Genomic DNA, 23,454 nt, shown 5'->3' on the forward strand with positions numbered 1-23,454 from the left:
GCTCGACTTGCATGTATTAGGCACGCCGCCAGCGTTCGTCCTGAGCCAGGATCAAACTCTCATGAAGTACAGGATGTACTAACAAAGGCGTTGCCACAGGACGTGGCGAACTTAGCCTTTGCTCCCCTGAGTTTGTTTAGCTCATAATAAAGCTGACTTAAAAATTATTGACGTTTCGTTTCGTTCAGTTTTCAAAGATCAAACTTGCTTTTTAACCGCCGCTCTCTTGAGCGACCTTTTTATATTAACACATCTGAACATCTTATGTCAATATATTTTTTGTGTTTTTTAACTGCCGCTTACGAACTTGCTTAACAGCGACGTCTACTAATATAGCAAACAAAACAATTTCTGTCAACAAGTTTTTTTCACTCGATAATAACGCTCGTATATACCTGTGAATGTTGATTCCACTTGAATTGGAACTATTAATTCCTTTTCTATTAAATATTCCAGGAACGTCCCTAAACTGGATCCATAGATTTTAATTTTGGGATGCTGCGCGATCATTTCATAGCTCCAAATTCCGCCTTCGTTCAGAATTTCCAAAATGTGTTCGGAACCTTTTGTTGTTTTCGAGTAAATGAAAAAGCTGCTTGCCAAAATTAGAAGTTCCAATCTTTTTTCAATCGGCTCTTCACTTTTAATGAGTTCCTCGAAAAGCTTTAAAATTTCCGGCTCTTCGTTTTTAATTTGATTCCATAGAGCCGTGCCTGCTTGAATCCCTTTTTCAATGAGGGCGAACCTTGCAAGATGGTGCAATGCACTCACAAGAAAATCATAAGCATCCGGAAAGTGTCCATCCTCAAACAGATTTTTTCCAATTGTATATGATTGTATCAATTCGGCAAACTCCAAGCCCAATTTCATTTGACAATCATAAATGGGTGTTTCTTTTTTTATGCTTTCTATATAACGGTCACGTTCGAACAGCACTTCACTTCCATATAAGAAATGGGGTGAAATTGTGCCGGAGAGCATTTTTTTGCGAAAAAGTCTTTCATCCACAATAAACAGGCCAACCCGGATACCATGTACATCAAAATACCTGGACTGCTCAGGATTTTTCTGGTCTGTCGCTACCGCATAGATTATTACATCAAACAAATCCTCAGCCGTCAATTCTTTTGTATGGTTAACCATCAATACAGCAACCGTAGTTGGCCGGGAAGCGCAGTGATTAACTAATGGCCGAATAAGATCTTCCATTTTCATTCCCCCAATAAAAGCTGAAATGACTGATACTGTCTCTTTTTTATTCGACAGGAACAATTGTTTTTCCTTCTTCTCCAATTTGTTGGTTTCCGGGACACGCTTTCTTGCAGCTTTGTGGTATAGTTTATTTTTGGGAGGGCTTTGAATGGCAAAAAAATATTCAAGCAAAATTAATAAGATACGCACATTTGCGTTAAGTCTTGTATTTATCGGATTCATTATCATGTATATAGGTATTTTCTTTCAAAAGCATCCGATTGTGATGACATTGTTTATGATATTGGGCTTGCTCGCCATCATCGGGAGCACCGTTGTTTATTTTTGGATCGGCATGCTTTCTACAAAGGCACTGCAAGTCGAGTGCCCGAACTGCGGGAAGCCTACCAAGATACTCGGCCGGGTGGATATGTGCATGCACTGCCGTGAACCTCTGACTGTAGATCCGGAGCTTGAGGGAAAAGAATTTGATGAAAGTTATAATCGGAAGAAATAAGAAAAGCGGAAGCGCCCGTTTAGCGACGTACAAACTGGAGCACTCCGCAATGAGATAAAGGATAAGGAAGTGCGAGAGTGCCTGCTTATCGGCGCAAAGCTAGACTACGCTTGCGAAGGCGTAGTTTGCCTTCAGCAGCGATTGGCTTAATCCTTGCGCCGATGGCACTCGCAGCCGGACAACACGGCGACGAAGGCAGGCTCAAGCAGCGACGTCCTGTCGCTTCACCTGCACTAGCACATCCTGTGCGTCGGAGCCGATGTTGACTTATTGCGAAGTTTGCTAGTCGCTGGGCGCTGGAGCTAGACAAAGAACAATAATTTTATACGAATATCTTTGAAAAAATATGCTTTCTTTCCTTATAAATAAAAAATCGCCTTTATTTCAGGCGATTTTTTTAATGAGTTTTTTTCTGGCTGCACTCAGGGCAGACACCGTAAATTTCCATACGGTGATGTCCAACGGAGAATCCTGTCATGTGGGCCGCCAGTTGCTCGACCTCGTCGAGTCCTGGATAGTGAAAGTCAACGATTTTTCCGCACTCTTCGCAAATAATATGGTAATGATCGGAGGTTACAAAATCAAAACGGCTTGATGCATCTCCATATGTCAGTTCTTTTACCAGACCGACTTCACGGAAAACACGCAGATTGTTGTAAACTGTCGCAACACTCATGTTTGGAAATTTGCTTTCAAGAGATTTGTAAATATCATCAGCAGTCGGATGTGACATTGACTGGATTAAATATTCTAAAATCGCATGACGTTGAGGTGTAATCCGGACTCCTGTTTTTTTCAACGTATTAATCGCTTCTTTTAGTTGTTCGTCAAACATCGCCATGCACCTCTTTTCTCATAAAGAATTCATTATCATTTTATAATCCTTATAAATAGTGTACTAGTAGAAAAGGCTTTTTGTCAATGGCTTCTCCTAGTTTTCATGCAAAGTATGCTCCGATGCCCCAAGCTTTGTATTTACGTACCGGGCGGCCACAAAGAGCAGATCCGACAATCGATTTAAATAAGAAAGGACAAGGGGATTTACATTCCCTACCGCTACAGCGCATCTTTCAGCTCTTCTAACAACGGTCCTTGCCGCGTGAAAAGCAGCCCCTGCCGGATGCCCTCCCGGTAAAATAAAGTTTTTTAAAGGCGGAAGCACCTGATCCCAGCGGTCAATGATCTTTTCAAGATCCTGTATATCCCCTTCCGTAAGCTTCCATTTCACCTCTTTGCCTTCGGGAGTTGCCAACTCGGCCCCGACATGAAACAGTACGGTTTGGATACGATGAAATGCTTTCCTCACCTCTATTATTTCCGCTTCCTGCTCGTTTAGTAAAAAACTAAGTGCCTGGCCGATTGTTGAATTGGCTTCATCGCACGTTCCATAAGCCTCCACACGCAAATCATTTTTGGGAATCCGGGTGCCGTACACCAAAGAAGTCATTCCCTTGTCACCCGTCTTTGTATAAATTTTCATTGCATATCCTCCATCCCATTGTATTATTAACATTTTAACAGCTTTATGTATTTTATGTATAAGCAGGAACCTCAATAATAATCCTTTCACAAAAAGAGGACCGCTTTCGCAGTCCGAAAATTATTTATGTTAACTGAGGAGGTATGCCCTGTACTTTAAGCTATGTATTTTAATGCATTTGGAATGGACAATAGCCGGAATCAATCAAAAAATGGGCAAAAAAAAAAAAAAACGATCCGCACATGGACCGCTTTTTCCGAAAAAATCTTCATGAAAGATTTTCTTTTATGTATTCCAATGCTTCTTCCGCATGGCCTTTCGCGGTTACTTTTCTCCACTCTTTGGCCAAAGTCCCCTCTTTGTCGATGATAAAAGTCGAACGCTCAATCCCCATATATTCTTTGCCGAAGTTTTTCTTCAATTTCCATACCCCATAAAGTTCGGCAACTTGATGGTCTGTGTCAGCCAACAGCAAAAACGGCAAGCCGTGTTTTTTGATGAACTTATCATGACTTTCAAGTGGATCAGGGCTGACTCCCAAAATCACTGCATCCAAGCCGGAAAAATCTTCATGCATGTCCCTGAAATCACATGCCTGTACCGTACAGCCGGGCGTCATATCCTTAGGGTAGAAATAAAGAAGGACATTCTTTTTACCGCGATAATCGGATAACGCCACTTCTTCCCCATTACTTGCGGGCAGCCTGAAATCAGGTGCCATTTCTTTTTCTTTGACTGTCATGAAATCCGCCTCCTTCAAATATCATCTTATATTAGCGTACATAACTTCAGGATGAAATTCAAATTTTGCCACCGTCTTATTTTCTCGAGGAGGGATCAAAATCAATAAAGGTACGCACAACAAAAGCAGCAGGAATGGTGTAGCCGAGCAATGCTTCAATAATAGCGAGAAGCCGTCCGATTCCAACAGGGGCAACGTCGCCAAAACCGACAGAAAAAAGAGTGACGGCACTCAGGTAAATGGAAGTACCGAATTTCGCCAAAAAATCAGAACTTGCATACGCATTCATCTCGACATCATTAAATACATACAAGCCTCTCATATCCAGCAGCAGATAAAGAATTCCGAATCCGATCATGATCACCGCATATGTAATGCCCAAAAAAACAAAGTTTTCAAATGACACTTCTTTATATTTAAAGCGGGCGGGAAAAAACAACAGCCTTAAGGCCATAGTAATGCAAATCAACACTCCCAAAAACAGAACATGCCACATTCGCCGACACCGCCCTTTTCACTTGTCCCTCTTTCAATATACGTGAATTTTCTTACTTCTATTCAGGCAAATCTCAGCCGTGTTTTTGAATTGCGCTAAACCACCCGGCATAATACAATGAAGGTTAGTGTTTTACATCACTCAAGGTATAGAAAGGAATTATATAGTATGAAGCTTGGTGCCCGAATGCTAAAAACGGGAATCGCTATTACGTTAGCACTTTATATTGCAGAGCTTCTTAACATGCCTTCACCGATTTTCACAGGCATTGCTGCCATCTTTGCCATCCAGCCGACGATATATCGCTCCTACCTGTCCGTCGTTGAGCAGGTACAGGGAAACATCATCGGCGCTCTATTGGCCATCACGTTTTATCTGCTGTTCGGCAGCCATTTATTGATTGTCGGATTGGCGGCAATTGTTGCGATTGTCATCATGGTGAAGCTGAAACTGGAAAACTCCATCAGGCTGGCGCTTGTCACCATCATTGTCATCATGGAGGCACCTGCCGAACAGTTTTTGTACTTTGCATCTCTGCGTACATTCTCAATATTCATCGGTATTCTTTCAGCTTTTGTTGTCAATCTTATTTTTCTGCCGCCAAAGTATGAAACAAAGCTGTTCCAAAGCATTTCTGATGTCACCGAAGATATATTAAAATGGATCCGGCTGACAACCAGATTTGCCTCCGAAGACCAGCTGTTAAAGAAAGATATCGGCAGCATCAAAAAAAGGCTCACCCAAGTGAACCAGCTCTATTCCATGTATGAAGAAGAGCGGCGCTATTTTAAAAAGTCGGGCCTTGCAAAGATCCGCAAGCTTGTCATTTACCGGCAGATGATCCAGGTGACCCAAAAAAGCTTTGACATTTTGAAGCTTCAGCAAAAGTATGAAAACATTTTGTATAAGCTTCCGGAGCACTTGCAGGCTGCAACACGGGAAAGACTCGATTACCTGCTCGGTTATCACGAACAGCTTCTTTTAAAATATTTGGGAAAGGTGCGGCAGGAAGCCGAACTGGATGAGGCCTTTTACGGCGAAACCGACAGGGACCAGCTGCGCGATTCGTTTATCAGTGAAATTCGAAAAAGCGACCCGGAAGATGTCTTCCAGCCCTATCATTTAATGCGCATCCTGTCCGGCATCATTGAGTATGAAGAGCAACTGGAGCAGCTTGATAAATTGATCAGGTCCTACCAGACATACCATGAAGATGAAAGCCGTGTAGATATTGGAAAATGAAAAACAGCCGCGGGTTTGAAATCCGCGGCTGTTTTTTCTTGTCAAAATTGGCACACCTATTAGTTGGGTTTCCATTTTGATAGGTCACTGGCGGGACGAACTGCCGGTGACCCTAATTTAACTGCTGAACCTGGAACAGGTCATAATAATGTCCTTTTTTCTCCATTAATTCCTGATGTGTCCCGACTTCGACAATTTCTCCGTGTTCAATGAGCACAATCCTGTCGGCATGTGTAATGGTCGATAACCTGTGGGCAATGACGAATGTCGTCCGATTTTTTGCCAGTTCGTCCAACGCTTCCTGTATGAGGTGCTCACTTTCCAAATCAAGTGCCGATGTGGCTTCATCCAAAATCAGGATGGGCGGATTTTTCAAAAAGACCCTTGCAATCGCAACCCGCTGTTTTTGGCCGCCGGACAGCTTGACTCCCCTTTCGCCGACGGTTGTTTCATAGCCTTTCGGCAATTCCATAATGAAATCATGGGCGTTTGCCGCTTTTGCAGCGCGGATCACCTCTTCCTCGGTGCTGTCCGGTTTTCCGAGCAGAATGTTCTCTTTGACCGAATCACTGAATAAAATATTATCCTGCAGTACCATGCCGATTTTATCCCTGAGACTTCTGACCTTGAATTTCCGGATATCCGTACCGTCCAGCAGAACTGCTCCTTCGGATACGTCATAAAATCTTGGAATCAAGCTTACAAGGGATGACTTTCCTCCTCCGCTCATTCCGACCAACGCGATTGTTTCCCCTTCTTTTACATTCAGGTTGATGTTTTTTAAAACCGGCTTTTCATCTGTATCATAGGCAAATGTCACATGATCGAATTGAATATTTCCGTTCACTTCTTTTACTTCAACAGCATCCGGTGCGTCATCGATGTCATATTTTTCATCGGCCAGCTCGAATACCCGGTCCATTGAAGCAATGGATTGTGTAAGGGTTGTGGATGAATTGACAAGCCGGCGGAGCGGGTTATAAAGGCGCTCTACATATCCCATGAAAGCAACCATCGTCCCCAGCGTCAAATTCCCATGAATAACCTGGTAGCCCGCATAGGCAATGACGATGAGCGGCGCTATGTCCGTAATCGTGTTGACAACAGCAAACGCCTTTGCTGTCCAATTCGTATGCTTGATGGCCTTTTGCAAAAAATTCGAGTTGTTCTTGTCAAACTGTGTTTGCTCATGGTCCTCAATAGCAAAGCTTTTGATCACCGACATCCCCTGAACGCGCTCGTGCAGATAGCTTTGGACTTCCGCAAGCGCCTGCGACCTCTCACGCGTGAGCCTTCGCAAATTCCCGAAAAAATATTTGACTGAAATCATATAAAGCGGAAATACCGCCAGCGATACAAAAGTAAGCGGAATATCCATCGTCAGCATAATTCCAATGGCAATGACTACCGTTGCTGCATCAAGCCATAAATTCATCAGGCCCGTGATGACAAAATCCTTCGTTGACTCGACATCGTTAATGACCCTTGATATGACTTCCCCTGCACGGGTATTCGAATAGAACTTGAAGCTCAGCTTTTGAATATGTGTAAAAAGCCGGTCACGGATATCGTATAAAATTTTACTTGCCGTCCACTGGGCAAAATATTGCCTATAATATTCAATAGGCGGACGAATGACAGCAAAAATGACAAGCATTATGATCATAGTGACAAATAATTTACGGGTTTTTTCATCAGCGCTCATATTACTGACGGAAATAATATCATCTATGACATATTTCATCAAAAAAGGAATAAGCAGCGGAATGGCGAATTTGATAATTCCGATCAGCAATGTCCCTATAATTCTCCAGCGGTATGGCTTTACAAACGCCAAATATCTTTTAATAATCCCCATGCTGCTCCTCCTCTATAACGCAAAAAATAAAACCTGTTGAGCCTGCCAACAGGAATATCTCAGTTAAGATATGTAAGATAACGGTCGTACCAAATATCAATAAATTCCGGAGAAAAAGGGCCTTTGCGCTGCCTGATCCACCGGACAAGCTTGTCAACATTTTTCTTCAAAATATGATCGATAACATCCGGATACCCCATCAGTTTGCGATTGTACTCATATTCATCTTCATCAAGAAGCGAAAACGTCATGTCCGGGAAAACCTTGACATCAAGGTCATAATCTATATACTTTAGCGCCCCCTTATCATAAACATAGGGAGAACCAAGATTGCAATAATAATAAATGCCGTTATCCCTGATCATGGCGATGATATTGAACCAGAGATCCGAATGAAAATAACAGATGGCAGGCTCTCTCGTAATCCACGTTCTCCCGTCCGATTCCGTCACCGGCGTCCGGTCATTTCCCCCGATGACCAAATGGTTCGTGGCCTTCAGTACTTTTGTTTCTGCCCATATCCGGTGGATACTTCCGTTATGTTTATAGCTCTGTATTTGGATATTAGATCCTTCCGTGGGTATGTCCATCATCTCCCCTACTTTCTAAAAAAGCGAAAAGCGCCCCCCATTACTTTAAAAGAGGGCTACAGGCCTTTTGTAGGCCGGGCTGGCTGCTAATTTCAATTTTTTTCGTCTAAATGGATCGATACTTTTTATTATAACGGTTTCGGGACTTTTTTAAAACCGAAGCACATTTCAGACATGGCAAAAACGGGAGGCCGCTCTCCTCGGAAAGCGGCCTCCCGTTTTTATATGTTTTGTTACTGCTGACCGAAGTTTCCGGCGTTTTGCCCTTTGCGAGCTTCGGCTTGCTGGTTTTTCTGTCTTACGTTCTGTGCGTCAGTTTCACTAGCAAATTCGGTACCGAATTGGCCTTGTGCACCTGCTGATTGTGCGTTTTGCTGTCTTACCTTTTGTACGTTTGTTTCAGATTGGTTTGGTTTTTTAGCCACAGTTCTCACCTCCACATACCTTAGAGTATCCAGAGATGAAAGTTGTTATCCAACCTTTTGGGAATTATATTTTTCCTGTCCGCAACTACACTAAAATAGAGCGGCCGCCATCCACGATAATGGTCTGCCCCCTGATCATGGAAGCATCGTCCGATATCAAAAACATAATGGTTTTGACAATATCGGCAATTTCAACCATGCGGCCTGCCGGAGTGTTTTTGCGAGCATCTTCCAACAGTTCTTCACGGTTCGGAAAGTGCTTCAATGCATCGGTATCGATGGCACCGCCGGAAACAGCGTTCACCACGATGTTTTTCGGGGCGAGTTCCACTGCCAAGTACCTTGTCAATGCCTCGACTGCCGCCTTGGACACACCAACCGTTGTATAGTTTTCCAAATAACGGATGGATCCCAGCGAACTTAAGCTGACAATTTTTCCGCCGCCGTTTTTTTCCATCAGCTTGGCCGCCTCTTGCGCACAGAAGAGCAGCGCTTTGCTGTTGATATTCATTGTCCAGTCCCAATGGGATTCTTCAAGCTCCATCGCAGGGCGCAATACGCCGGACGCCGCATTATTGATCAAAACATCGAGCCTTCCGAATTCCTCTTCTATTTGCCGGAACATCGATTTGATTTTTTCGACATCACCGACGTTTGCTCTTACAAGAAATGCTTTCCTCCCGAGCTTTTCAATTTCTTCCACCGTCTCAAGGGCCGCTTTTTTGCTCCTTGCATAGTTGACGACGATATCATATCCTTTTTCGGCCAGAGCCAGTGCGGCTGCTTTTCCGACCCCGCGGCTGCTGCCCGTTACAAGTGCTGTTTTGCTGCTCATATGTATCCACCTTTCGATTTGACTTTAAACTATTTTACATGGGAATTTGTCCGGTGCAAAGCTACCGGGCCCGTTCCTTATATGCCCGCCATATTTTTTGATGGGAAACCGGGAATGCAAATTCCTCCAATTCCTCTTCTGTCACAAATCTCAGGCTTTCATGTCCCTCAATATTTCCGCTCATAACCCTGCCTTCATAAGCATCAATTTTCCAGGTCAAATGCGTAAAGACATGCTGTACTTCTGTAAAAGCCGCATGTTCAATAACGGCGTCAATTGAATATTCTGTGGCTAAAAAGTCCTGCAAGATTTCCCATTTATCAAGAAGAGGAACAACCTTCAAATTCGGAAATTCCCATAAATTGGCCAATAATCCTTTCTCAGGCCGCTTATTGATTAAAATTTTCCCTTCTTTATTTTTCAATACAACAGCAAGAAGATCTTCATGCTTTGTATTTTTCTTGCGCGTTTTGACGGGCAATTGATCCTGAACACCTTTCGAAAAAGCCTGGCAATGCTCCCTGACGGGACATAACAGGCAGGCGGGAGATGTCGGGGTGCAAATCAGTGCTCCCAGTTCCATTAAAGCCTGATTAAAATAAGATGGATTTTCGTGATACATCAATCCCTTTGCGGCAATTTCAAAAGTTTTTCTTGAGGCCGGCCTGGCAATATCGTCTGTGATCAGCAATATGCGTGACAGAACCCTCATGACATTTCCGTCAACAGCAGGAATCGGCTTTCCATAGGCGATGCTGAGTACGGCGCCGGCGGTATATGGGCCTACACCTTTCAGCTTTGAAATCTCCTCTTTTTTATCAGGCACCTTGCCTCCATAATCAACCACCACTTCCTTGACGGCTGTGTGCAGATTTCGCACCCTTGAATAGTAGCCGAGGCCCTCCCAAATTTTTAATATAGACTCTTCATCAGCGTTTGCAAATGCTTCGATGGTTGGAAATTTTTCCAAAAAGCGATTATAATATGGTATAACTGTATCAACTCTAGTTTGCTGCAACATGACTTCAGACACCCATACTTTATATGGATCATTGTTTTTTCTCCACGGAAGGTCGCGCTGTTCCTCTTGAAACCACTGGACCAGATCGGTTTGAAATGCTTCTTTATCCATCCGGTCGATCTTATCTCGTATCTTTTGTTTTGTGCTGCTTTCTTTCACAGGTTATTCATCCTTTTTAACGGGAATAATGATCATGAGATTATTCACATTTAATTCATTGCAATTCACGTATATTTAAAATAATATACAGAAAAGAAGGCAAGAAATCCCTTCACGGAGGAGGATCCAGATTGGACACAGCTACTCACGTAGTGATGGGATTTGCAATTGGCGGGCTGGCCACACTTGATCCAGTTGTGGCGGAAACTACTGTTAATTCTCAGAGTGTGCTCGTTGCTGCAATCATCGGCTCGCAAATTCCTGACATTGATACTTTTCTAAAGCTTAGAAATAACGCGGTATATATACGGAATCATAGGGGAATTACCCATTCGCTTCCAGCGGTTTTGTTTTGGTCAATTCTTGTCGCGTTTTTTGTAAATCTGATATTTCCGGGCTCAAACTTGGCCCATCTTTGGATCTGGTCGCTTGTTGCTGTTTCATTGCACGTTTTCGTAGATATTTTCAACGCATACGGAACCCAAGCGCTTCGCCCGCTCTCTTCAAAATGGGTAGCTCTTGGAATGATTAACACTTTTGACCCTTATATATTCGGCATCCATGTGGTAGGGATTGTCATTTGGCTGCTGGGGGGCGACCCAGGCTACACCTTTCTTGTCATGTATGTGGTCATTGCATTTTATTACATCCTTCGGTATGTCATGCAGCAGATGGTGCGGTCTGCGGTGCTTAAAACGCTGCCTGATGCAGACCGGATCATCGTCGCTTCCACAATGTACTTTAATCAGTGGCGGATTGCCGTTACAACGAAGGACCATTATTACGTGGGAAGAGCTTATAGAAGATCCCTTACCATCTTTGATAAGTTCAAACGCATTCCTGTACCTGATACAGAAATTTTCCGTGCTGCCAAGAAAGATAAGAATGTTTCGGCCTTTTTATCCTTCTCTCCGATCTACCGCTGGGAAGTCAAAAGACATGAAGACTTTACTGAAGTCCGTTTTATCGATCTCAGATACCGCAGCAACGGACATTACCCGTTTGTTGCCATCGTCAAACTGACCGATGATTTGGAGATCATCACTTCATATACAGGCTGGGTTTACAGCGAAGAAAAATTAAGAAAAAAACTGCGAGTCGCGACTGACTGATAGAAAAGCGAAGCGCTCGTTTAGCGACGTACAGAGATAAAGGATATCACAGTGTTGAAAAAGCCCCAAACTTTTTCAACACTGTTTTTTAATGGAGTATATCTTCCTCATCGTTCAGCATATGGGCATATTTTGGGTTCAGCGCGGCAAACTCATGCAATTTGTCCCCATATTGAATCACCCAGGTTCTGACGACTTTTTCGGCGACAGCTTTCCCCTGATATTTCCTCCCTGCCTTGGCATACGTCGTTTCGAAATCCTCCCACAACAGTTCCACCCAAGTCCTCGCTCTTCCATAAGATAAGTTTGGATTCTTTTCCATTAACAGACTGGTTAACCTTTCATAATAATCATTCATGAAACTCGCTCCTTTTTCCAGTCGTATTTTTCATGCCGCAAGTCAAAATAACAGTATGCGGTATCTTTCCGCATACAAGGAGGCGATGACCATTGCGCAACAAAGCAAAGGATTTCCCATATGGCAACAATCACAGGTTTGAAGGAGAACCTCGTGCAAAACCCGAATTTGCTTCAAAGCGTGCCGACGGAACAACGAACACAGATCCGCAGGGAAGAATGAGAGCATCCGGAGCAAGGGAAGACGAGCGTATTCAATCATGATGACAGAGGAGGCTGCACCTTGCAGAAAGACCGAAATTCTCATATGAACCGCGAACTGACACCGTTTAACAGGGGTTGGTACCGTCCAAAACATGGTGGATCCCAGGTAAACGGACAAACGCAGCAGACCCAGGAGCAAATCATATTAGAAATAGATGCCGTCAAACGGTACAAACGGTGATTTTTCAATTTGACATAAAAATAATGAGCACAGCGGCAATAGATCGCTGTGCTGGTTTTATTTTAACATTGAAATCGGCAGCGCCTCTTCTTTTCCCGATCCGCCCAAACGGTATCCCCAGGCAAAAACGCCATTCATGTAATCAATTTTAAAATAAGCTCCGGGGTCCCCTTCAATTGCGTATATTTCTCCCGGTTTAAAATCATCTGGATTTAAAAGATAGGCCTTGGCCATGACAGCTTTTCTTTCGCAAACGGCAAATTCATTCACCATGCCCATTTGCTCGGCTTTGCGGGCTTTTTCCGTCATTAGGGAAATTTCTTTTTTCAGTTCTTCTTCGCTCATTTGGCTGTATCTTTTTTCATTTTCCATTTTAGCACCCCATCCTTGTTCATCCTTCTTCTGCGTCTTCATCCATAAACCGGTTGATCAGCTCGATCGTGAATCCTTTGCGAAAAAGGGCCTGCTGCATCCGCCGCCTGTATTCGTAACCTGTATATTTTTTGTATCGCCGTTTCATTTTTTCCGCTTCTGCTTTCAGGGTTTCCCATTCAAGACTTTCGTCTTTTTCATAATTGATTCCATCCATCGCCGCCAGGATGATTTCAGGCGGGAAGCCCTTAGTTGACAATGTATATTCCAATTTTTGCTTAAGCATTCGTTCTGAGAGCTTTTTATTTTGGGCGGCATACTTATTGCCCAAACGGATTGCATCTGCAACCTGCTTTTCTTTATTATATTCAGCCAATGCTTCATTTATCTTTATTTCGGGAACCCCTTTATTTGCGAGCTCCCGTCTCAGCACAAGCGGCCCTTTTTTCCCCGAATTGGCATATGTCCGCACATAGGCTTTGGCAAATTCCAGGTCATCAATGTATTTTTGTATAGTCAGTTCCTGTAAAACAACATCAATGATTGAATCAGGCCATTCTTTTTTTTGCAGGTGAGCCCTGATTTCAAGAGCCGAGCGCATGCGGTAGGATAAAAATTGTATGGCTGAATGATACGCCTTTCGAATCTCATCTTCATGCTGGACCCGTGTTAAATCCTGCTCCGACAATTCCTTTCCCTTTGTAAGCTGATATTTGATCAGGATATCTTCATCTACAGCAAACGCATAAACGTGATCGAGAAAAATATTGTAACGGCTCTGATTTTTCTTTTGGACAGCTATTTTGGTGATAACGGGCATGTTTTTCACCCTCATCCATATCAATTCATTTCTATTTTATCATAAACAGGCGAACACGTGGCTGTATTAGAATGATGCCTTAAGGAAAAGCTGATGTTAATTCTTTAGGAGGTGTGCAGGTTGAAGAAAAAGCAGGAATACAGGTCGAAAAATAAGCTTTCAGCCACCCAGGAGGTACTGTACCAACGGGAGTTCAAGCGGGCGGACCAGGCGGGCGGTTATTCACAAAGGGGACGAAGATAACTTTTTTCATGAGTGAAAAAATGTGTTAGGCAAATAATATGGAAGCAGGCAATGCTGCAAATCCCAAGAAAAAGGAGTTTGAGTATATGGGACGCTCACAAAATCAGAAAACCCGCGATAAAAATAAGCAAAAGCTTCCGCAAGTGCCAAAGCAGTTAAAGAGTGACGGACGTGATATTGAGTTTTCAAGGGAACTTGCGGACAATGACGACCTAGAAGCATTGGCAAGGTCTGAGGCCGCAGACCAAAGAGCCAAACGGCGGTAGGAAGGTACATGTGTGCCTTCCTTTTTTATTTAAAGAAAGCATAAAATTTTACCGAACTTTCTCTTCAAACAAAGATTACATAATGTCCAGCTCCAGGCGCCATCGGCTCGAGGTCACAAGCCGAATTGCTGTGGTGGCTGAAAAGCTGCCTCCTCGCAATTCGTCTTGTGCTTGTCGCCGATAGGCGGGCGCCTTGCGCTTTTCTCAGAAACGCCGGCTTATTCAATACTCCTCCACAAATAGAAGGAGGCATAACTTAAATAGGGATGCCAATCTTTGCTGTAATTTTCCATTTCTTCGTATGTAGGCTTTCTGTCTAACTGATATAGTTTTTTGATCGCATTTTGCAGGCCAATATCAGCCATGGGAAACAGATTCTTTCTTCCCAGGCCAAACAATAAGAAGCTTTGCGCCGTCCATGGGCCAATCCCCCTTATTTTCACCAGTTCCTTTACCACTTCTTCATCGGGCTTTTCCGCCAGTTCTGCAAGGTTCAACTCTCCGCTGGCAATCATCTTCGAAAGATCGATGATATATTCTGCCTTCCGCTGGCTGAAACGAAGATTCCTCAATTCACCGGCGTTCATTTTTGCTGCCGTTTCAGGCATTGGGAAAAAGGGGACGTCCTCGATTTCAAAGCCGAACGTTTTCACAAATTGTTCAGTGAGGGAAATGGCGAATGACATATTGACCTGCTGATGAATGATTGGTCTTATCAAAGCAGGATACAGTGAAAATTCCAGTACAATCGGCGTTCCAAAATGAATTTCGAATATATCATTCAATGCTGTTGTTGAAAAATGCTGATGAATTTCAACAAGCGGCAGATTCCATTGGAAAATGGAAGCAATTCTATCCATCACCTGCTGTTTTGTTTGAATATTGCTTCCCCTGATCATAAAAGCAGGGTGCTCTGTTGTACCGACTGCCTGAACATCGGCTACTTCCGGCTTCTCTTTATAAATCGGAACCCGGATCAGGCGTTTTTCCTTGTCGACGATATTCAACGGATCTCTAGCAAGCCTCTCCAAAGCCAAATCAAAATGATAAGGACCACCTATGACAGCTATTTCCTCCCACATATAACCATCCCCCTTATATTAGAAAAGCGCAAGCGCCTTGCCCATCGACGTACAGACTGGAGTGCCTCCGACGAGATAAAGGAAACACGGCGAGGAACGAGCCGATGTTGACTTATCGTAGGAGGAGGTGCGAAGTCTGCTAGTCGATAGGCGCTGGAGCTAGACAACAAAAGGCTTTGTTCAAAATTTTAAAGCTAAAAAATCTTATACTTTCTTTCTTACTCTGTCAAAAAAGGCAGTTCCGCATTCAATCGATTGGAACTGCCTTCATTATAGAACAACATGGCTAATCTTCATAATTATGCTGGCTGTCGATTTTCCCGTCTTCGTCATGGATATAGGCCATGGTCCCTGCTTCTTTTGCCAGTCTTTTAGCCTCCTCTGCGGCTTCGGACTTAGAGTTGGTGGTACATTGCGGCTCATCCACTCCCTCCTTCTTGACGGCCCAGTTCCCCTCATCATACGGTACTGCATGAAACCTGGCTTCATCTGTACCTGCACGCTCTTTAAAATATTCATTCCGCTCTTCCTTTGACATTGTGTCTTCCTCCTCCTTTTCAATCATTTCTACACTTTACCCGGTCCTTTTACAAAAAAACATAAAAGCCCGGGAAGACCGGGCTTAGTGTGAAATGATCGGATTTTTGATTTTCTCCCTCATCATATAATCATCCAAGCTTTTGAACGTATATCCATCTTTCTTTAAGTCCTTGATAACTTTCTCCAGTGCGTCAGCATTGTCTTTGGACACGGTGTGCAGCAGCATCACTGCTCCGGGATGAACTTGGGCCATGATGTTGTCATAAGCATATTTCCATCCTTTCTGCTGATCTGTCTGCCAGTCTTTAAAGGCAAGTGACCAAAGAACATGGATGTAACCCTGTTCCCTTGCAACCTTTAAGGTTCTTTCGCTCAGAATGCCGCGGGGCGGACGCAAGTACTGCATCTCAGTCTGCCCTGTCAGGGCTGCTGTTTTTTCCTTTACCCTCTCCAATTCCTCCTGGATCTTTTCATCACTGATCCCGGTCATGTCCGGGTGGCTCCATGAGTGATTTCCAATGATGTGGCCATCTTGAACCATCCGCTTGGCCAGATCGGGAGCACTTTCCAAATAATGGCCGGTCACAAAAAAAGTTGCGGGAACTTTTTCTTTTTTCAATACATCCAATACTTTTTCAGTATAACCATTTTCATATCCGTTATCGAAGGTTAAATACAAAACCTTGTCTCTTGGATTTCCTTTATAAAACGCATCATATTTTTCAAGAAGGCTGTCATAGGCCTCTCCGGCCTCCGCCTGCTTGCCACCGCTCCCTTTCTTAAATCCCCAATGAATCGCGCTGTTGGATAGGGCCTCGGCAGCGTTCGCCTGAAAAAGAACGAGAAAAAATAAAGGCAATAATAACATCCATCGTTTCATTTATAATCCGCCTTTCACTCTTTTCCCTTAGATTTTTCCATTGCGGGATGATTCATCCGTGGTGGAGTTTTCCAAAAGAAAGACGAAAGGGGCTTTGTTTAGTTTAAATACCTGTGCCTATGCCTACCGAACATCAGGGATATTCGATAACTCGGGAGGCATTCAATGCCTATGCCTACCGAACAAGCAGGCAAAACGAAAATTAGCGGTCACAGCCGCCAAACCAAACAAAAAGCCCAGGCATGCACCTGAACCTTATTGCTTCGCTTCAAAAGAAAAGCTTAAATGGTCCTGAATCGGTATCCAGGCACCGATTTCTTGGGAAGTTACATTTTTAACAATGATTCTGTGCTTCGAACCTTTCATCACCAGATAGACTTCACCGAACGTAAGGCTGCCCTTTTCATGCACTGCCGGTGCGTAAGCATATAAATATCCCATTCTTGTCGGAGGTATATTGTAAACCTGGTGATGCTTCGTCCCTCCGCCGACAGCTGTTTCAAAAGACAGCGGCAGCTTCACTTTTTCAAACGCTTTTTGCTGCATCATTTTTTGAACGTCTTCGGCTTGGCCCACTTTGGCTGTAAGGCCGCCTTTGATGATTTTTTGGGCCTCTTGGACATAATGTATTTGATAATTCCCTGTTCCGCCGCGGTTGTCATAAAAATTTGTATTCACCTTTTGATATTGCCAATTCGGAGTTGTTTCTTGTGACTTATAATTCAAAGGCCATTCACCCAAGTAAATGGTTGCTCTGGCACCGAATGAAAAAGGTGACTTGGTCGCCACCGATTCATTCAGCATCCGGATCAATTTCGGATTTTCTATTTTTATCTTGGATGACTCCAACAGCTCCTTGGTAAAATTGCTTGGCTGCAAGCGTGGCAGGTCAGGTGCAGGGTTTGTAAAAGTGTTCTCTTTGCTTATGTTTACAACAGAGGAAGGAACCTCCACACCTTTTTCTTTACTGCCTTCTTTTTTAGCTGCCATTACCGCTGAAGGCACCGATAAGAAAATCAACAGGGTGAACACCTTCAGGATGATGTGATGCCGTTTCATGTTGCATTTGCTCCTTTCGTGTAACCGGCAATAGAAAATGATTTTACGGTTATTTTTTCAAAAACCTGAAGGATTATCCCTGTTAAAGCAAATAAAATCCGATCCCCATGATAAAGTATGCCGCCAGCATCGTCAGCCCCTCAAACCAGTTGGATTCACCGTCATTAATGATAACAATGGAAAGCAAAACAGCCGTTGCCATCGAAACAAGCTCCGGCACCGTAAATACAAGCGGCATGTTTGTCGGAAAAAACAAGGAGGCAAGTACAAGGATTGGGGCTACAAACATGGCTACCTGAAGTGTAGACCCAATTGCAATTTCAACGGACACGTCCAACTTATTCTTATATGCCATAATGATGGCGGAAGCATGCTCCGCTGCATTCCCGACAATGGCTACGATAATGACCCCGATAAACAGCTCAGACCAGCCAAATTGTTCCCCAACCGCCGTAAAGGTGTGTACAAGCTTTTCGGACACATAGGCGACTGCCAGTGTAGCAAGGGCGAGTATAATAATCGCTTTCCACTTGGACCATTCGGGTTCTTCCTCCTCTTCTTCGTCAACATCTTCTACCCCATGATGTTTGGTTACAGGATACACCCCCCGGTGTGTCACCAGCTTAAAAAATAGAGCGGCCATGTAGAGGATGATCATGATAATGGAAATGCCGATGCTTAAAGCCATCGTTTTTTGATCATTCATGTTGGTCGTGAATAATTCAGGGATCAAAAAAGCGACAATCACCGCAAACATCAATAATCCGACGTTATGCCGAGCATCATAGATGCTGAATACCTGCCTTTTGTATTTCAAGCCCCCGATAAAGAAGGACAGCCCTGCTACCAGAAGCAGGTTCCCGATGACAGATCCTGTCAAGGAAGCGAGGACGACACCGATGAGACCCGCCTTTAAGGCAAAAATGGAAATAATCAGCTCCACCGCATTGCCGAAAGTCGCATTCAGCAGTCCGCCGATCCGCGGTCCCGCCACAATTGACAGGCTTTCCGTTGCTCTCCCCATTACCCCTGCCAGTGCAATGATTGTTAAACAATAAACACCAAACATCGCTGCACTTGGCCAATGCAGCATGGATCCAATAACCGATGCCGGCAATCCCACGACAATCAGAATCAAAAATATTTTATTTATCATCCTCTCATTCTCCTCCTGACTAAGCCGCCTACACCTCGATGATCTCGAATGTTTCAGCCACTTCTATTGCGCCTTCAACAGATTGAACCATGGCACAATTCTTTTTGGTAAGCTCCATCACTCTTTCAAGCTTTTCCTCTTTAAGCTGCGTCCCTGTTATTTTAAAATGCAGATGAACCTTTTCAATCCTGTTGGCCTTTCCTTTGTTCCTTTCGGCGTCAGCAGTAATTTGAATATCTTGCACATCTAACCGCATTTTCTCCAATATATTGCGCAGTATACCTCCGCTGCAGACCGCTAAAGAAGAAACCAATAATTGATAGGGCCTAAACCCATAGTTTTCATCACCTGAGACATCAAGTTTTCCATATGGAAGCTCCGTAAAGAAACCTCCTTCTTTCATTTTGAATTCCATCTTATCTCCCCCTTCAAAGCCTGTCGGCCAATTGTTTACATGAGAGTTTTACCGAATTTTTCCTAATAATGGCTTCATCAAGGCCCGTTCATTACATTTTCCCTGCTTTTTTTGTAAAATAAGAATTGATCTCTCCCCCAACCATGATAATGATGGCCGAGAAATAAAACCACAGCATCATGACGATAATGGTTCCGATACTGCCGTACATCGCAGTGTAGTTTCCAAAATTGGATACGTAAAAGGAAAAACCGAGTGAAACAGCAATCCAGCCGACGCTGGCAAAAATAGAACCCGGCACGGCAGTTGCACACCGTATTTTAATACTTGGCGCCAAATAATAAACGACGAGAAAAACCAGGAATAAAATAACCGGTGTCAACACCCATCGGATAACATTCCAAATTTTTAGGAATTGATCCGAAAGACCCAAATAGGAGAAAATGAACATTCCGAGCTGCTTGCCAAATACAGGCAAAAGCAGCGCAAGGATGAAAACGAAAATCAAGGCCACTGTCAATACAATGGATAAACCTCTGCTTACTATGAAAGAGCGTTTTTCCTCCACTTCGTATGCTCTATTCAAAGACTTCATCAAGGCATTCATTCCTTTTGAAGCTGCCCAAAGAGTGGCTATAAAACCTACAGACAACAAGCCTCCGCTCCGATTATCCATGATTTCGGAAATGGTCCTTTCGATCATCGTATAGGTTTCCAGCGGTGCAAAATCTTTAATCGTGTGAAATATATCCTGCTGGGTTAATGGAGTATAGGGGAGCAAGGTGAACAGGAAGATCAACATCGGAAAAAGGGACAAAAGAAAAAAATAGGACAGTTGGGCAGCAAAGCCCGTTACATCGTTATCACTGATTCTTCTTGCTATTTCTTTGCCGAAATCTATTATTTTATTTCTTTTTTTTCGGCGCTTTACCTTTTTCATTCCCAATTGGAACACCCCTTGTCGCTTCATACTTTCTGTTGGTTTATATAATTACCTTTCCCTATCTTAGCAAAACATTTTTCCAAATGAACTAATCAACTTGACAATCCTTCTATTTTTTTCAGACGATTGGTATATGGAAATTGTTATGAAACAAAAAGAACACTGGACAATATTAAAGAGGAAAAAACTGAAGCGAGAAAAGAGACTGCATAAAAATTCCTGCCTTCCCGGTATCGGGAAGGCTTTAAGTATTGACAACCCATCGCATGCGTGAAATCATTGTATTCATAAATACAGCCCCGAGAGGATGAACCAAGTGGATTTATCAAAGAACACACCCGAGAATATTGAGTATTTAATCGGGCAGATAACAGAGAAATTGCGCATGGTCAATGCTGCTGCCATGAAGCCGGAAAGCATCAACAATGAAATGTACGAAGAATTATTGGAAATCCATGAAATGGTCATGAAAAAAGACCATTTCAGCCCAAGTGAAATGCAGGCTTTGGCCGAAGAGATCGGAAGACTCCGAAAAGGTACGGAGTGAGAGCCCTAAGTAGGGCTCTCTTTTTCTATGTGCCCTTTACATAGAGTGTATAAAGGGCTAACATTTAGATTAATAGAATTCAAACAAAAAGGTGATATCGTTGAAAACGTTTGAACAGTCCCGGCTGCTGAAAAGTCTGCCGAAACAATTTTTCGCGTCGCTCGTTCAAAAGGTGAACAGCGTGAGGGCTGAAGGCCATGATGTGATTAACCTTGGCCAGGGAAATCCCGACCAGCCGACACCGCAGCATATCGTTGAGCGCCTTAAGCTAGCAGCCGATCATCCTGAAAACCATCAATACCCTCCTTTTCGCGGGAAAACGGAGCTAAAGCAGGCCGCTGCTGATTTTTATCTGAGAGAATACGGCGTCCTCCTCGATCCGGAAAAAGAGATCGCTATTTTATTCGGAGGAAAAGCAGGCCTTGTCGAGCTGCCCCAATGCCTTTTGGATCCGGGAGATACGATGCTTGTTCCCGATCCGGGCTATCCGGATTATTGGTCTGGTGCAGCTTTGGCAAAAGTACATATGGAAATGATGCCGCTGAAAGAGGAAAATGATTTCCTCCCTTCTTTTGATGACATACCGGAAGATACGGCAAGCAAAGCGAAAATGATGATATTGAATTATCCGAATAATCCTACAGGTGCTGTCGCCACCGAGGAATTTTTCCGGAAAACAGTTGAATATGCTTCTGCAAGTAACATTTGTGTCGTTCATGACTTCGCCTATGGCGGCATCGGATTTGATGGAAAGAAACCTGTCAGCTTCCTGCAGGCGGAAGGTGCGAAGGAAACAGGCGTCGAAATTTACACATTCTCCAAAACATATAATATGGCTGGCTGGCGTGTTGCCTTTGCTGCAGGAAATGCGTCGGTGATCGAAGCCATCAATTTGATGCAGGACCATTTATACGTCAGCCTGTTCGGCGCTGTCCAAGACGCCGCTGCCGAAGCCCTGTTGGGTTCACAAAGGTGCGCAAAAGAAATCAGTGCCATGTATGAAAAGAGAAGAGATGTATTCATTTCAAGCCTTCGGGAAATCGGCTGGGATGTAAGATCGCCCAAAGGTTCTTTTTTTGCCTGGCTGAAGGTGCCGCAAAAATATACTTCTGAGGAATTCACCGGCCTGCTCCTGGAAAAAGCCCATGTTGCCGTAGCACCCGGAATCGGCTTTGGAGAGTATGGGGAAGGATACGTAAGGGTTGGACTGCTGACATCGGAAGAGCGCCTTCGTGAAGCCGCTTTGAGAATAAAGGGATTAGGCATTTTTTAATTTATTGAAGGATGGTTTTTTAGACAATAAAAAAGCCCGGGCAATTTACCTGGGCTCTAAGCATTAACTAATTCTTTATTTTAACGGACTTTTTTTTAAAGGCTTCCCCAATATCATCATGGGAAACCTCCAGAGCGTTAAATACCTTTTCTAAAATTTTATCAGTGATTCCACCGCTGCCACCTTCTATCCTATGAATGGTTGTAACCCCTACACCAGCAAGATCGGCAAGTTGTTGTTGTGTATATCCCTTTTCCATTCTAGCACCAAAACATAATCTGGCATGGACACCAGCGATTCCAAAGAATTTTTCTTGTAGCTCCGGATTTGGAATTTCTTTTAATAATTCCGTTCCTAGCTTAAACAAATCAGACATAATTAACATCTCCTAAACGGTTATTGTTTACTCGAAACAATTAACGTATTTTCCAGGATCGTTTTGCAAATCATGATAAAGAGCAAATGCCTTATCTCGAAAATGGTCCGTTAAGTTAAACTTTACTTGTTGAGTTTTTTCAAAAGGGAAAACAAAACAATGGAAAAGGTCACCGTTATGAACATACGGAAAGAATATTGTTCGAAACCGCCAGTAAAACTTTTCACTAAAATCAATTCGCAATTCGTAAATATTTTCTTTCCTAAGCGGCTTGATCAGCCTGAATGATTGGCTGTAGGTTTTCCCACCAAGCTCTATTTTTAATTCTGCCATAAAACGTTCCTCTTCATTTTGTGGAAGCATGTCTAAACTTACAAACCGCATAAAATCAATTGCGTTTAATACAAAAGCAAATTTGACAGCATCATTATGAGAACGTTGTGCCCGGTTTTGCAATGTTTTTAAATAATCATCAAATTGCTTAACACCGTACTGATTAGGCCATGAAATAACCGTTGCTTTTATGTTTACCATTTATTCTATCATATATGCAACAAATTGTTAAAAAATTTATTTCATATATGATAAGCCCCTCCTTTTTTGAACCATTTTTTAATGAAATAACCGCCGCCAAAATGATTTCTTCTTGGACTCCTTTTCCTGCTCTTGTGCCGCTGGCGCTTCAATCCGGGCCTGCTGGCTCTCCCTGATTGCCTGCATCAATTCCCTATCCCGCGTTCGATGATTCTTTTAAGGAAAAAATAAAGAGGAGCGACTCATTCCCCGCTCTCCCCGGTTTCATTTGTTATCAAAAACTGATAACTGCTTTTTTACATAAGTAACAACAAATTCGAGATATTCACCACGGGAAACGATCTCGGGGCGTTTACCGTTATAATCCGTCACCTCTAAAACATATCTATCCCTTTTATCTTCTGCCACTTGATGCAGAAATTCCCTTATTTCTTTTATGGCAGCGTACTGATCCGGCGTTATTGATTGTATGTTCATA

General features: G+C 43.3%; 32 protein-coding genes, 1 rRNA gene and 1 pseudogene. 9 read left to right on the forward strand and 25 right to left on the reverse strand.

Annotated features, from left to right (window positions below; translation table 11 throughout):
* Positions 1-67: ribosomal RNA gene (locus FS666_RS06410) — 16S ribosomal RNA — on the reverse strand; the annotation flags it as partial.
* Between the two features lie 287 nt (positions 68-354).
* Positions 355-1,209 carry a nucleotidyltransferase-like protein gene (locus tag FS666_RS06415; RefSeq protein WP_164876327.1) on the reverse strand — a complete coding sequence of 285 codons (855 nt, stop codon included), beginning with the start codon at positions 1,207-1,209 and terminating at the stop codon, positions 355-357.
* A gap of 151 nt (positions 1,210-1,360) precedes the next feature.
* On the opposite strand from FS666_RS06415, the gene FS666_RS06420 reads away from it, so the two are divergent.
* On the forward strand, positions 1,361-1,708 hold the full coding sequence (locus FS666_RS06420; protein ID WP_144461179.1) for a YgzB family protein: 348 nt from the start codon (positions 1,361-1,363) through the stop codon (positions 1,706-1,708).
* A gap of 397 nt (positions 1,709-2,105) precedes the next feature.
* Here the strand turns inward: FS666_RS06420 and perR are convergent, their stop codons facing one another.
* The 4 genes from perR to FS666_RS06440 form a co-directional block, all read right to left on the reverse strand.
* Positions 2,106-2,543 (reverse strand): peroxide-responsive transcriptional repressor PerR, encoded by a 438-nt coding sequence (gene perR / locus FS666_RS06425; RefSeq protein WP_120072602.1) that lies wholly within the window; start codon positions 2,541-2,543, stop codon positions 2,106-2,108.
* Positions 2,544-2,639: 96 nt separating this feature from the next.
* Positions 2,640-3,188 (reverse strand): cob(I)yrinic acid a,c-diamide adenosyltransferase, encoded by a 549-nt coding sequence (locus FS666_RS06430; RefSeq protein WP_120072599.1) that lies wholly within the window; start codon positions 3,186-3,188, stop codon positions 2,640-2,642.
* 268 nt (positions 3,189-3,456) lie between these two features.
* A complete protein-coding gene (bcp, locus tag FS666_RS06435; RefSeq protein ID WP_120072597.1) occupies positions 3,457-3,930 on the reverse strand; it encodes a thioredoxin-dependent thiol peroxidase in 474 nt (157 codons plus the stop codon).
* 76 nt (positions 3,931-4,006) lie between these two features.
* Positions 4,007-4,426 carry an ion channel gene (locus FS666_RS06440; RefSeq protein WP_120072595.1) on the reverse strand — a complete coding sequence of 140 codons (420 nt, stop codon included), beginning with the start codon at positions 4,424-4,426 and terminating at the stop codon, positions 4,007-4,009.
* A gap of 168 nt (positions 4,427-4,594) precedes the next feature.
* Here FS666_RS06440 and FS666_RS06445 point away from each other — a divergent pair, with 168 nt between their 5' ends.
* Positions 4,595-5,668 (forward strand): FUSC family protein, encoded by a 1,074-nt coding sequence (locus FS666_RS06445; RefSeq protein ID WP_120072593.1) that lies wholly within the window; start codon positions 4,595-4,597, stop codon positions 5,666-5,668.
* A 112-nt stretch (positions 5,669-5,780) separates the two neighbouring features.
* On the opposite strand, the gene FS666_RS06450 is transcribed toward FS666_RS06445, so the two are convergent.
* The 5 genes from FS666_RS06450 to mutY form a co-directional block, all read right to left on the reverse strand.
* On the reverse strand, positions 5,781-7,526 hold the full coding sequence (locus tag FS666_RS06450; protein ID WP_120072591.1) for an ABC transporter ATP-binding protein: 1,746 nt from the start codon (positions 7,524-7,526) through the stop codon (positions 5,781-5,783).
* A 59-nt stretch (positions 7,527-7,585) separates the two neighbouring features.
* On the reverse strand, positions 7,586-8,116 hold the full coding sequence (gene ntdP / locus FS666_RS06455) for a nucleoside tri-diphosphate phosphatase (protein WP_120072589.1): 531 nt from the start codon (positions 8,114-8,116) through the stop codon (positions 7,586-7,588).
* 233 nt (positions 8,117-8,349) lie between these two features.
* Positions 8,350-8,541: a gamma-type small acid-soluble spore protein gene (locus FS666_RS06460; RefSeq protein WP_120072587.1), complete on the reverse strand. Its 192-nt coding sequence runs from the start codon at positions 8,539-8,541 to the stop codon at positions 8,350-8,352.
* An 85-nt stretch (positions 8,542-8,626) separates the two neighbouring features.
* Complete coding sequence (gene fabL / locus FS666_RS06465; RefSeq protein WP_120072585.1) at positions 8,627-9,376, reverse strand: enoyl-[acyl-carrier-protein] reductase FabL; 750 nt, start codon at positions 9,374-9,376, stop codon at positions 8,627-8,629.
* 61 nt (positions 9,377-9,437) lie between these two features.
* Positions 9,438-10,508, reverse strand: a complete 1,071-nt coding sequence (gene mutY, locus FS666_RS06470; protein ID WP_144461183.1) for an A/G-specific adenine glycosylase — start codon at positions 10,506-10,508, stop codon at positions 9,438-9,440.
* Between the two features lie 179 nt (positions 10,509-10,687).
* Here mutY and FS666_RS06475 point away from each other — a divergent pair, with 179 nt between their 5' ends.
* Positions 10,688-11,668, forward strand: a complete 981-nt coding sequence (locus tag FS666_RS06475) for a metal-dependent hydrolase (RefSeq protein WP_120072582.1) — start codon at positions 10,688-10,690, stop codon at positions 11,666-11,668.
* Between the two features lie 88 nt (positions 11,669-11,756).
* Here the strand turns inward: FS666_RS06475 and FS666_RS06480 are convergent, their stop codons facing one another.
* Positions 11,757-12,026, reverse strand: coding sequence for a YfhJ family protein (locus FS666_RS06480; protein WP_120072580.1), 270 nt, complete (start codon positions 12,024-12,026; stop codon positions 11,757-11,759).
* Between the two features lie 92 nt (positions 12,027-12,118).
* Between FS666_RS06480 and FS666_RS06485 the strand changes: the two genes are divergently transcribed.
* Both FS666_RS06485 and FS666_RS06490 read left to right on the forward strand, forming a co-directional pair.
* The gene (locus tag FS666_RS06485) at positions 12,119-12,289 is read left to right on the forward strand and encodes a small, acid-soluble spore protein K (RefSeq protein ID WP_120072578.1); all 171 of its coding nucleotides are present in this window, start codon (positions 12,119-12,121) and stop codon (positions 12,287-12,289) included.
* A gap of 43 nt (positions 12,290-12,332) precedes the next feature.
* A complete protein-coding gene (locus FS666_RS06490; RefSeq protein ID WP_120072616.1) occupies positions 12,333-12,470 on the forward strand; it encodes a YpzG family protein in 138 nt (45 codons plus the stop codon).
* Between the two features lie 57 nt (positions 12,471-12,527).
* On the opposite strand, the gene FS666_RS06495 is transcribed toward FS666_RS06490, so the two are convergent.
* Together FS666_RS06495 and recX are read right to left on the reverse strand one after the other, a co-directional pair.
* The gene (locus tag FS666_RS06495; RefSeq protein ID WP_120072576.1) at positions 12,528-12,842 is read right to left on the reverse strand and encodes a YfhH family protein; all 315 of its coding nucleotides are present in this window, start codon (positions 12,840-12,842) and stop codon (positions 12,528-12,530) included.
* Between the two features lie 19 nt (positions 12,843-12,861).
* Positions 12,862-13,662 (reverse strand): recombination regulator RecX, encoded by an 801-nt coding sequence (recX, locus tag FS666_RS06500; RefSeq protein ID WP_120072573.1) that lies wholly within the window; start codon positions 13,660-13,662, stop codon positions 12,862-12,864.
* A gap of 120 nt (positions 13,663-13,782) precedes the next feature.
* Between recX and FS666_RS06505 the strand changes: the two genes are divergently transcribed.
* Positions 13,783-13,905, forward strand: a complete 123-nt coding sequence (locus FS666_RS06505; protein WP_120072571.1) for a YfhE family protein — start codon at positions 13,783-13,785, stop codon at positions 13,903-13,905.
* 86 nt (positions 13,906-13,991) lie between these two features.
* Positions 13,992-14,171, forward strand: a complete 180-nt coding sequence (locus FS666_RS06510; RefSeq protein WP_120072569.1) for a YfhD family protein — start codon at positions 13,992-13,994, stop codon at positions 14,169-14,171.
* Between the two features lie 218 nt (positions 14,172-14,389).
* Here FS666_RS06510 and FS666_RS06515 read toward each other — a convergent pair whose 3' ends face one another.
* The 7 genes from FS666_RS06515 to FS666_RS06545 form a co-directional block, all read right to left on the reverse strand.
* Positions 14,390-15,253, reverse strand: coding sequence for a DNA-3-methyladenine glycosylase family protein (locus FS666_RS06515; protein ID WP_144461178.1), 864 nt, complete (start codon positions 15,251-15,253; stop codon positions 14,390-14,392).
* A gap of 286 nt (positions 15,254-15,539) precedes the next feature.
* Complete coding sequence (locus tag FS666_RS06520) at positions 15,540-15,791, reverse strand: DUF2188 domain-containing protein (RefSeq protein WP_144461177.1); 252 nt, start codon at positions 15,789-15,791, stop codon at positions 15,540-15,542.
* A gap of 84 nt (positions 15,792-15,875) precedes the next feature.
* Positions 15,876-16,673, reverse strand: a complete 798-nt coding sequence (gene pdaA, locus FS666_RS06525; protein WP_144461176.1) for a delta-lactam-biosynthetic de-N-acetylase — start codon at positions 16,671-16,673, stop codon at positions 15,876-15,878.
* Positions 16,674-16,928: 255 nt separating this feature from the next.
* On the reverse strand, positions 16,929-17,732 hold the full coding sequence (locus FS666_RS06530; protein ID WP_144461175.1) for a YfkD famly protein: 804 nt from the start codon (positions 17,730-17,732) through the stop codon (positions 16,929-16,931).
* 82 nt (positions 17,733-17,814) lie between these two features.
* Positions 17,815-18,888 (reverse strand): calcium/proton exchanger, encoded by a 1,074-nt coding sequence (gene cax, locus FS666_RS06535; protein ID WP_144461174.1) that lies wholly within the window; start codon positions 18,886-18,888, stop codon positions 17,815-17,817.
* Positions 18,889-18,916: 28 nt separating this feature from the next.
* Positions 18,917-19,303, reverse strand: coding sequence for an OsmC family protein (locus tag FS666_RS06540; RefSeq protein ID WP_144461173.1), 387 nt, complete (start codon positions 19,301-19,303; stop codon positions 18,917-18,919).
* 91 nt (positions 19,304-19,394) lie between these two features.
* Positions 19,395-20,249, reverse strand: a complete 855-nt coding sequence (locus FS666_RS06545; RefSeq protein ID WP_186306509.1) for a YihY/virulence factor BrkB family protein — start codon at positions 20,247-20,249, stop codon at positions 19,395-19,397.
* Between the two features lie 313 nt (positions 20,250-20,562).
* Between FS666_RS06545 and FS666_RS06550 the strand changes: the two genes are divergently transcribed.
* Together FS666_RS06550 and FS666_RS06555 are read left to right on the forward strand one after the other, a co-directional pair.
* Positions 20,563-20,793, forward strand: coding sequence for a DUF1128 domain-containing protein (locus tag FS666_RS06550; protein ID WP_144461172.1), 231 nt, complete (start codon positions 20,563-20,565; stop codon positions 20,791-20,793).
* Positions 20,794-20,893: 100 nt separating this feature from the next.
* Positions 20,894-22,066 carry a pyridoxal phosphate-dependent aminotransferase gene (locus tag FS666_RS06555; RefSeq protein WP_144461171.1) on the forward strand — a complete coding sequence of 391 codons (1,173 nt, stop codon included), beginning with the start codon at positions 20,894-20,896 and terminating at the stop codon, positions 22,064-22,066.
* Between the two features lie 67 nt (positions 22,067-22,133).
* On the opposite strand, the gene FS666_RS06560 is transcribed toward FS666_RS06555, so the two are convergent.
* The 4 genes and pseudogenes from FS666_RS06560 to FS666_RS06570 all read right to left on the reverse strand — a co-directional run bounded on the left by FS666_RS06560 (position 22,134) and on the right by FS666_RS06570 (position 23,453).
* On the reverse strand, positions 22,134-22,442 hold the full coding sequence (locus tag FS666_RS06560; protein ID WP_186306510.1) for a helix-turn-helix domain-containing protein: 309 nt from the start codon (positions 22,440-22,442) through the stop codon (positions 22,134-22,136).
* A gap of 27 nt (positions 22,443-22,469) precedes the next feature.
* A complete protein-coding gene (locus FS666_RS06565) occupies positions 22,470-22,976 on the reverse strand; it encodes a hypothetical protein (RefSeq protein WP_144461169.1) in 507 nt (168 codons plus the stop codon).
* A gap of 78 nt (positions 22,977-23,054) precedes the next feature.
* Positions 23,055-23,168: pseudogene (locus FS666_RS20720) on the reverse strand (hypothetical protein); the annotation flags it as partial.
* A 72-nt stretch (positions 23,169-23,240) separates the two neighbouring features.
* Positions 23,241-23,453, reverse strand: a complete 213-nt coding sequence (locus FS666_RS06570; RefSeq protein WP_144461168.1) for a hypothetical protein — start codon at positions 23,451-23,453, stop codon at positions 23,241-23,243.
* Position 23,454: the final 1 nt, after the last annotated feature.

This window comes from Siminovitchia fortis (assembly GCF_007681465.1).
Classification (GTDB): domain Bacteria; phylum Bacillota; class Bacilli; order Bacillales; family Bacillaceae_C; genus Siminovitchia; species Siminovitchia fortis.

What these genes read in the sequence shown, in the direction of transcription:
- FS666_RS06445 (WP_120072593.1), top strand. Translation starts at nt 4,595, where the DNA reads ATGAAGCTTGGTGCCCGAATGCTAAAAACGGGAATCGCTATTACGTTA.
- FS666_RS06515 (WP_144461178.1), bottom strand. Translation starts at nt 15,253, where the DNA reads ATGTGGGAGGAAATAGCTGTCATAGGTGGTCCTTATCATTTTGATTTG.
- FS666_RS06480 (WP_120072580.1), bottom strand. Translation starts at nt 12,026, where the DNA reads ATGAATGATTATTATGAAAGGTTAACCAGTCTGTTAATGGAAAAGAAT.
- FS666_RS06495 (WP_120072576.1), bottom strand. Translation starts at nt 12,842, where the DNA reads ATGGAAAATGAAAAAAGATACAGCCAAATGAGCGAAGAAGAACTGAAA.
- FS666_RS06440 (WP_120072595.1), bottom strand. Translation starts at nt 4,426, where the DNA reads ATGTGGCATGTTCTGTTTTTGGGAGTGTTGATTTGCATTACTATGGCC.
- FS666_RS06565 (WP_144461169.1), bottom strand. Translation starts at nt 22,976, where the DNA reads ATGGTAAACATAAAAGCAACGGTTATTTCATGGCCTAATCAGTACGGT.
- FS666_RS06490 (WP_120072616.1), top strand. Translation starts at nt 12,333, where the DNA reads ATGAACCGCGAACTGACACCGTTTAACAGGGGTTGGTACCGTCCAAAA.
- fabL (WP_120072585.1), bottom strand. Translation starts at nt 9,376, where the DNA reads ATGAGCAGCAAAACAGCACTTGTAACGGGCAGCAGCCGCGGGGTCGGA.
- FS666_RS06570 (WP_144461168.1), bottom strand. Translation starts at nt 23,453, where the DNA reads ATGAACATACAATCAATAACGCCGGATCAGTACGCTGCCATAAAAGAA.
- perR (WP_120072602.1), bottom strand. Translation starts at nt 2,543, where the DNA reads ATGTTTGACGAACAACTAAAAGAAGCGATTAATACGTTGAAAAAAACA.
- recX (WP_120072573.1), bottom strand. Translation starts at nt 13,662, where the DNA reads ATGCCCGTTATCACCAAAATAGCTGTCCAAAAGAAAAATCAGAGCCGT.
- FS666_RS06530 (WP_144461175.1), bottom strand. Translation starts at nt 17,732, where the DNA reads ATGAAACGGCATCACATCATCCTGAAGGTGTTCACCCTGTTGATTTTC.
- ntdP (WP_120072589.1), bottom strand. Translation starts at nt 8,116, where the DNA reads ATGGACATACCCACGGAAGGATCTAATATCCAAATACAGAGCTATAAA.
- FS666_RS06420 (WP_144461179.1), top strand. Translation starts at nt 1,361, where the DNA reads ATGGCAAAAAAATATTCAAGCAAAATTAATAAGATACGCACATTTGCG.
- bcp (WP_120072597.1), bottom strand. Translation starts at nt 3,930, where the DNA reads ATGACAGTCAAAGAAAAAGAAATGGCACCTGATTTCAGGCTGCCCGCA.
- FS666_RS06430 (WP_120072599.1), bottom strand. Translation starts at nt 3,188, where the DNA reads ATGAAAATTTATACAAAGACGGGTGACAAGGGAATGACTTCTTTGGTG.
- pdaA (WP_144461176.1), bottom strand. Translation starts at nt 16,673, where the DNA reads ATGAAACGATGGATGTTATTATTGCCTTTATTTTTTCTCGTTCTTTTT.
- FS666_RS06510 (WP_120072569.1), top strand. Translation starts at nt 13,992, where the DNA reads ATGGGACGCTCACAAAATCAGAAAACCCGCGATAAAAATAAGCAAAAG.
- FS666_RS06560 (WP_186306510.1), bottom strand. Translation starts at nt 22,442, where the DNA reads ATGTCTGATTTGTTTAAGCTAGGAACGGAATTATTAAAAGAAATTCCA.
- FS666_RS06520 (WP_144461177.1), bottom strand. Translation starts at nt 15,791, where the DNA reads ATGTCAAAGGAAGAGCGGAATGAATATTTTAAAGAGCGTGCAGGTACA.
- FS666_RS06450 (WP_120072591.1), bottom strand. Translation starts at nt 7,526, where the DNA reads ATGGGGATTATTAAAAGATATTTGGCGTTTGTAAAGCCATACCGCTGG.
- cax (WP_144461174.1), bottom strand. Translation starts at nt 18,888, where the DNA reads ATGATAAATAAAATATTTTTGATTCTGATTGTCGTGGGATTGCCGGCA.
- FS666_RS06540 (WP_144461173.1), bottom strand. Translation starts at nt 19,303, where the DNA reads ATGGAATTCAAAATGAAAGAAGGAGGTTTCTTTACGGAGCTTCCATAT.
- FS666_RS06415 (WP_164876327.1), bottom strand. Translation starts at nt 1,209, where the DNA reads ATGGAAGATCTTATTCGGCCATTAGTTAATCACTGCGCTTCCCGGCCA.
- mutY (WP_144461183.1), bottom strand. Translation starts at nt 10,508, where the DNA reads ATGGATAAAGAAGCATTTCAAACCGATCTGGTCCAGTGGTTTCAAGAG.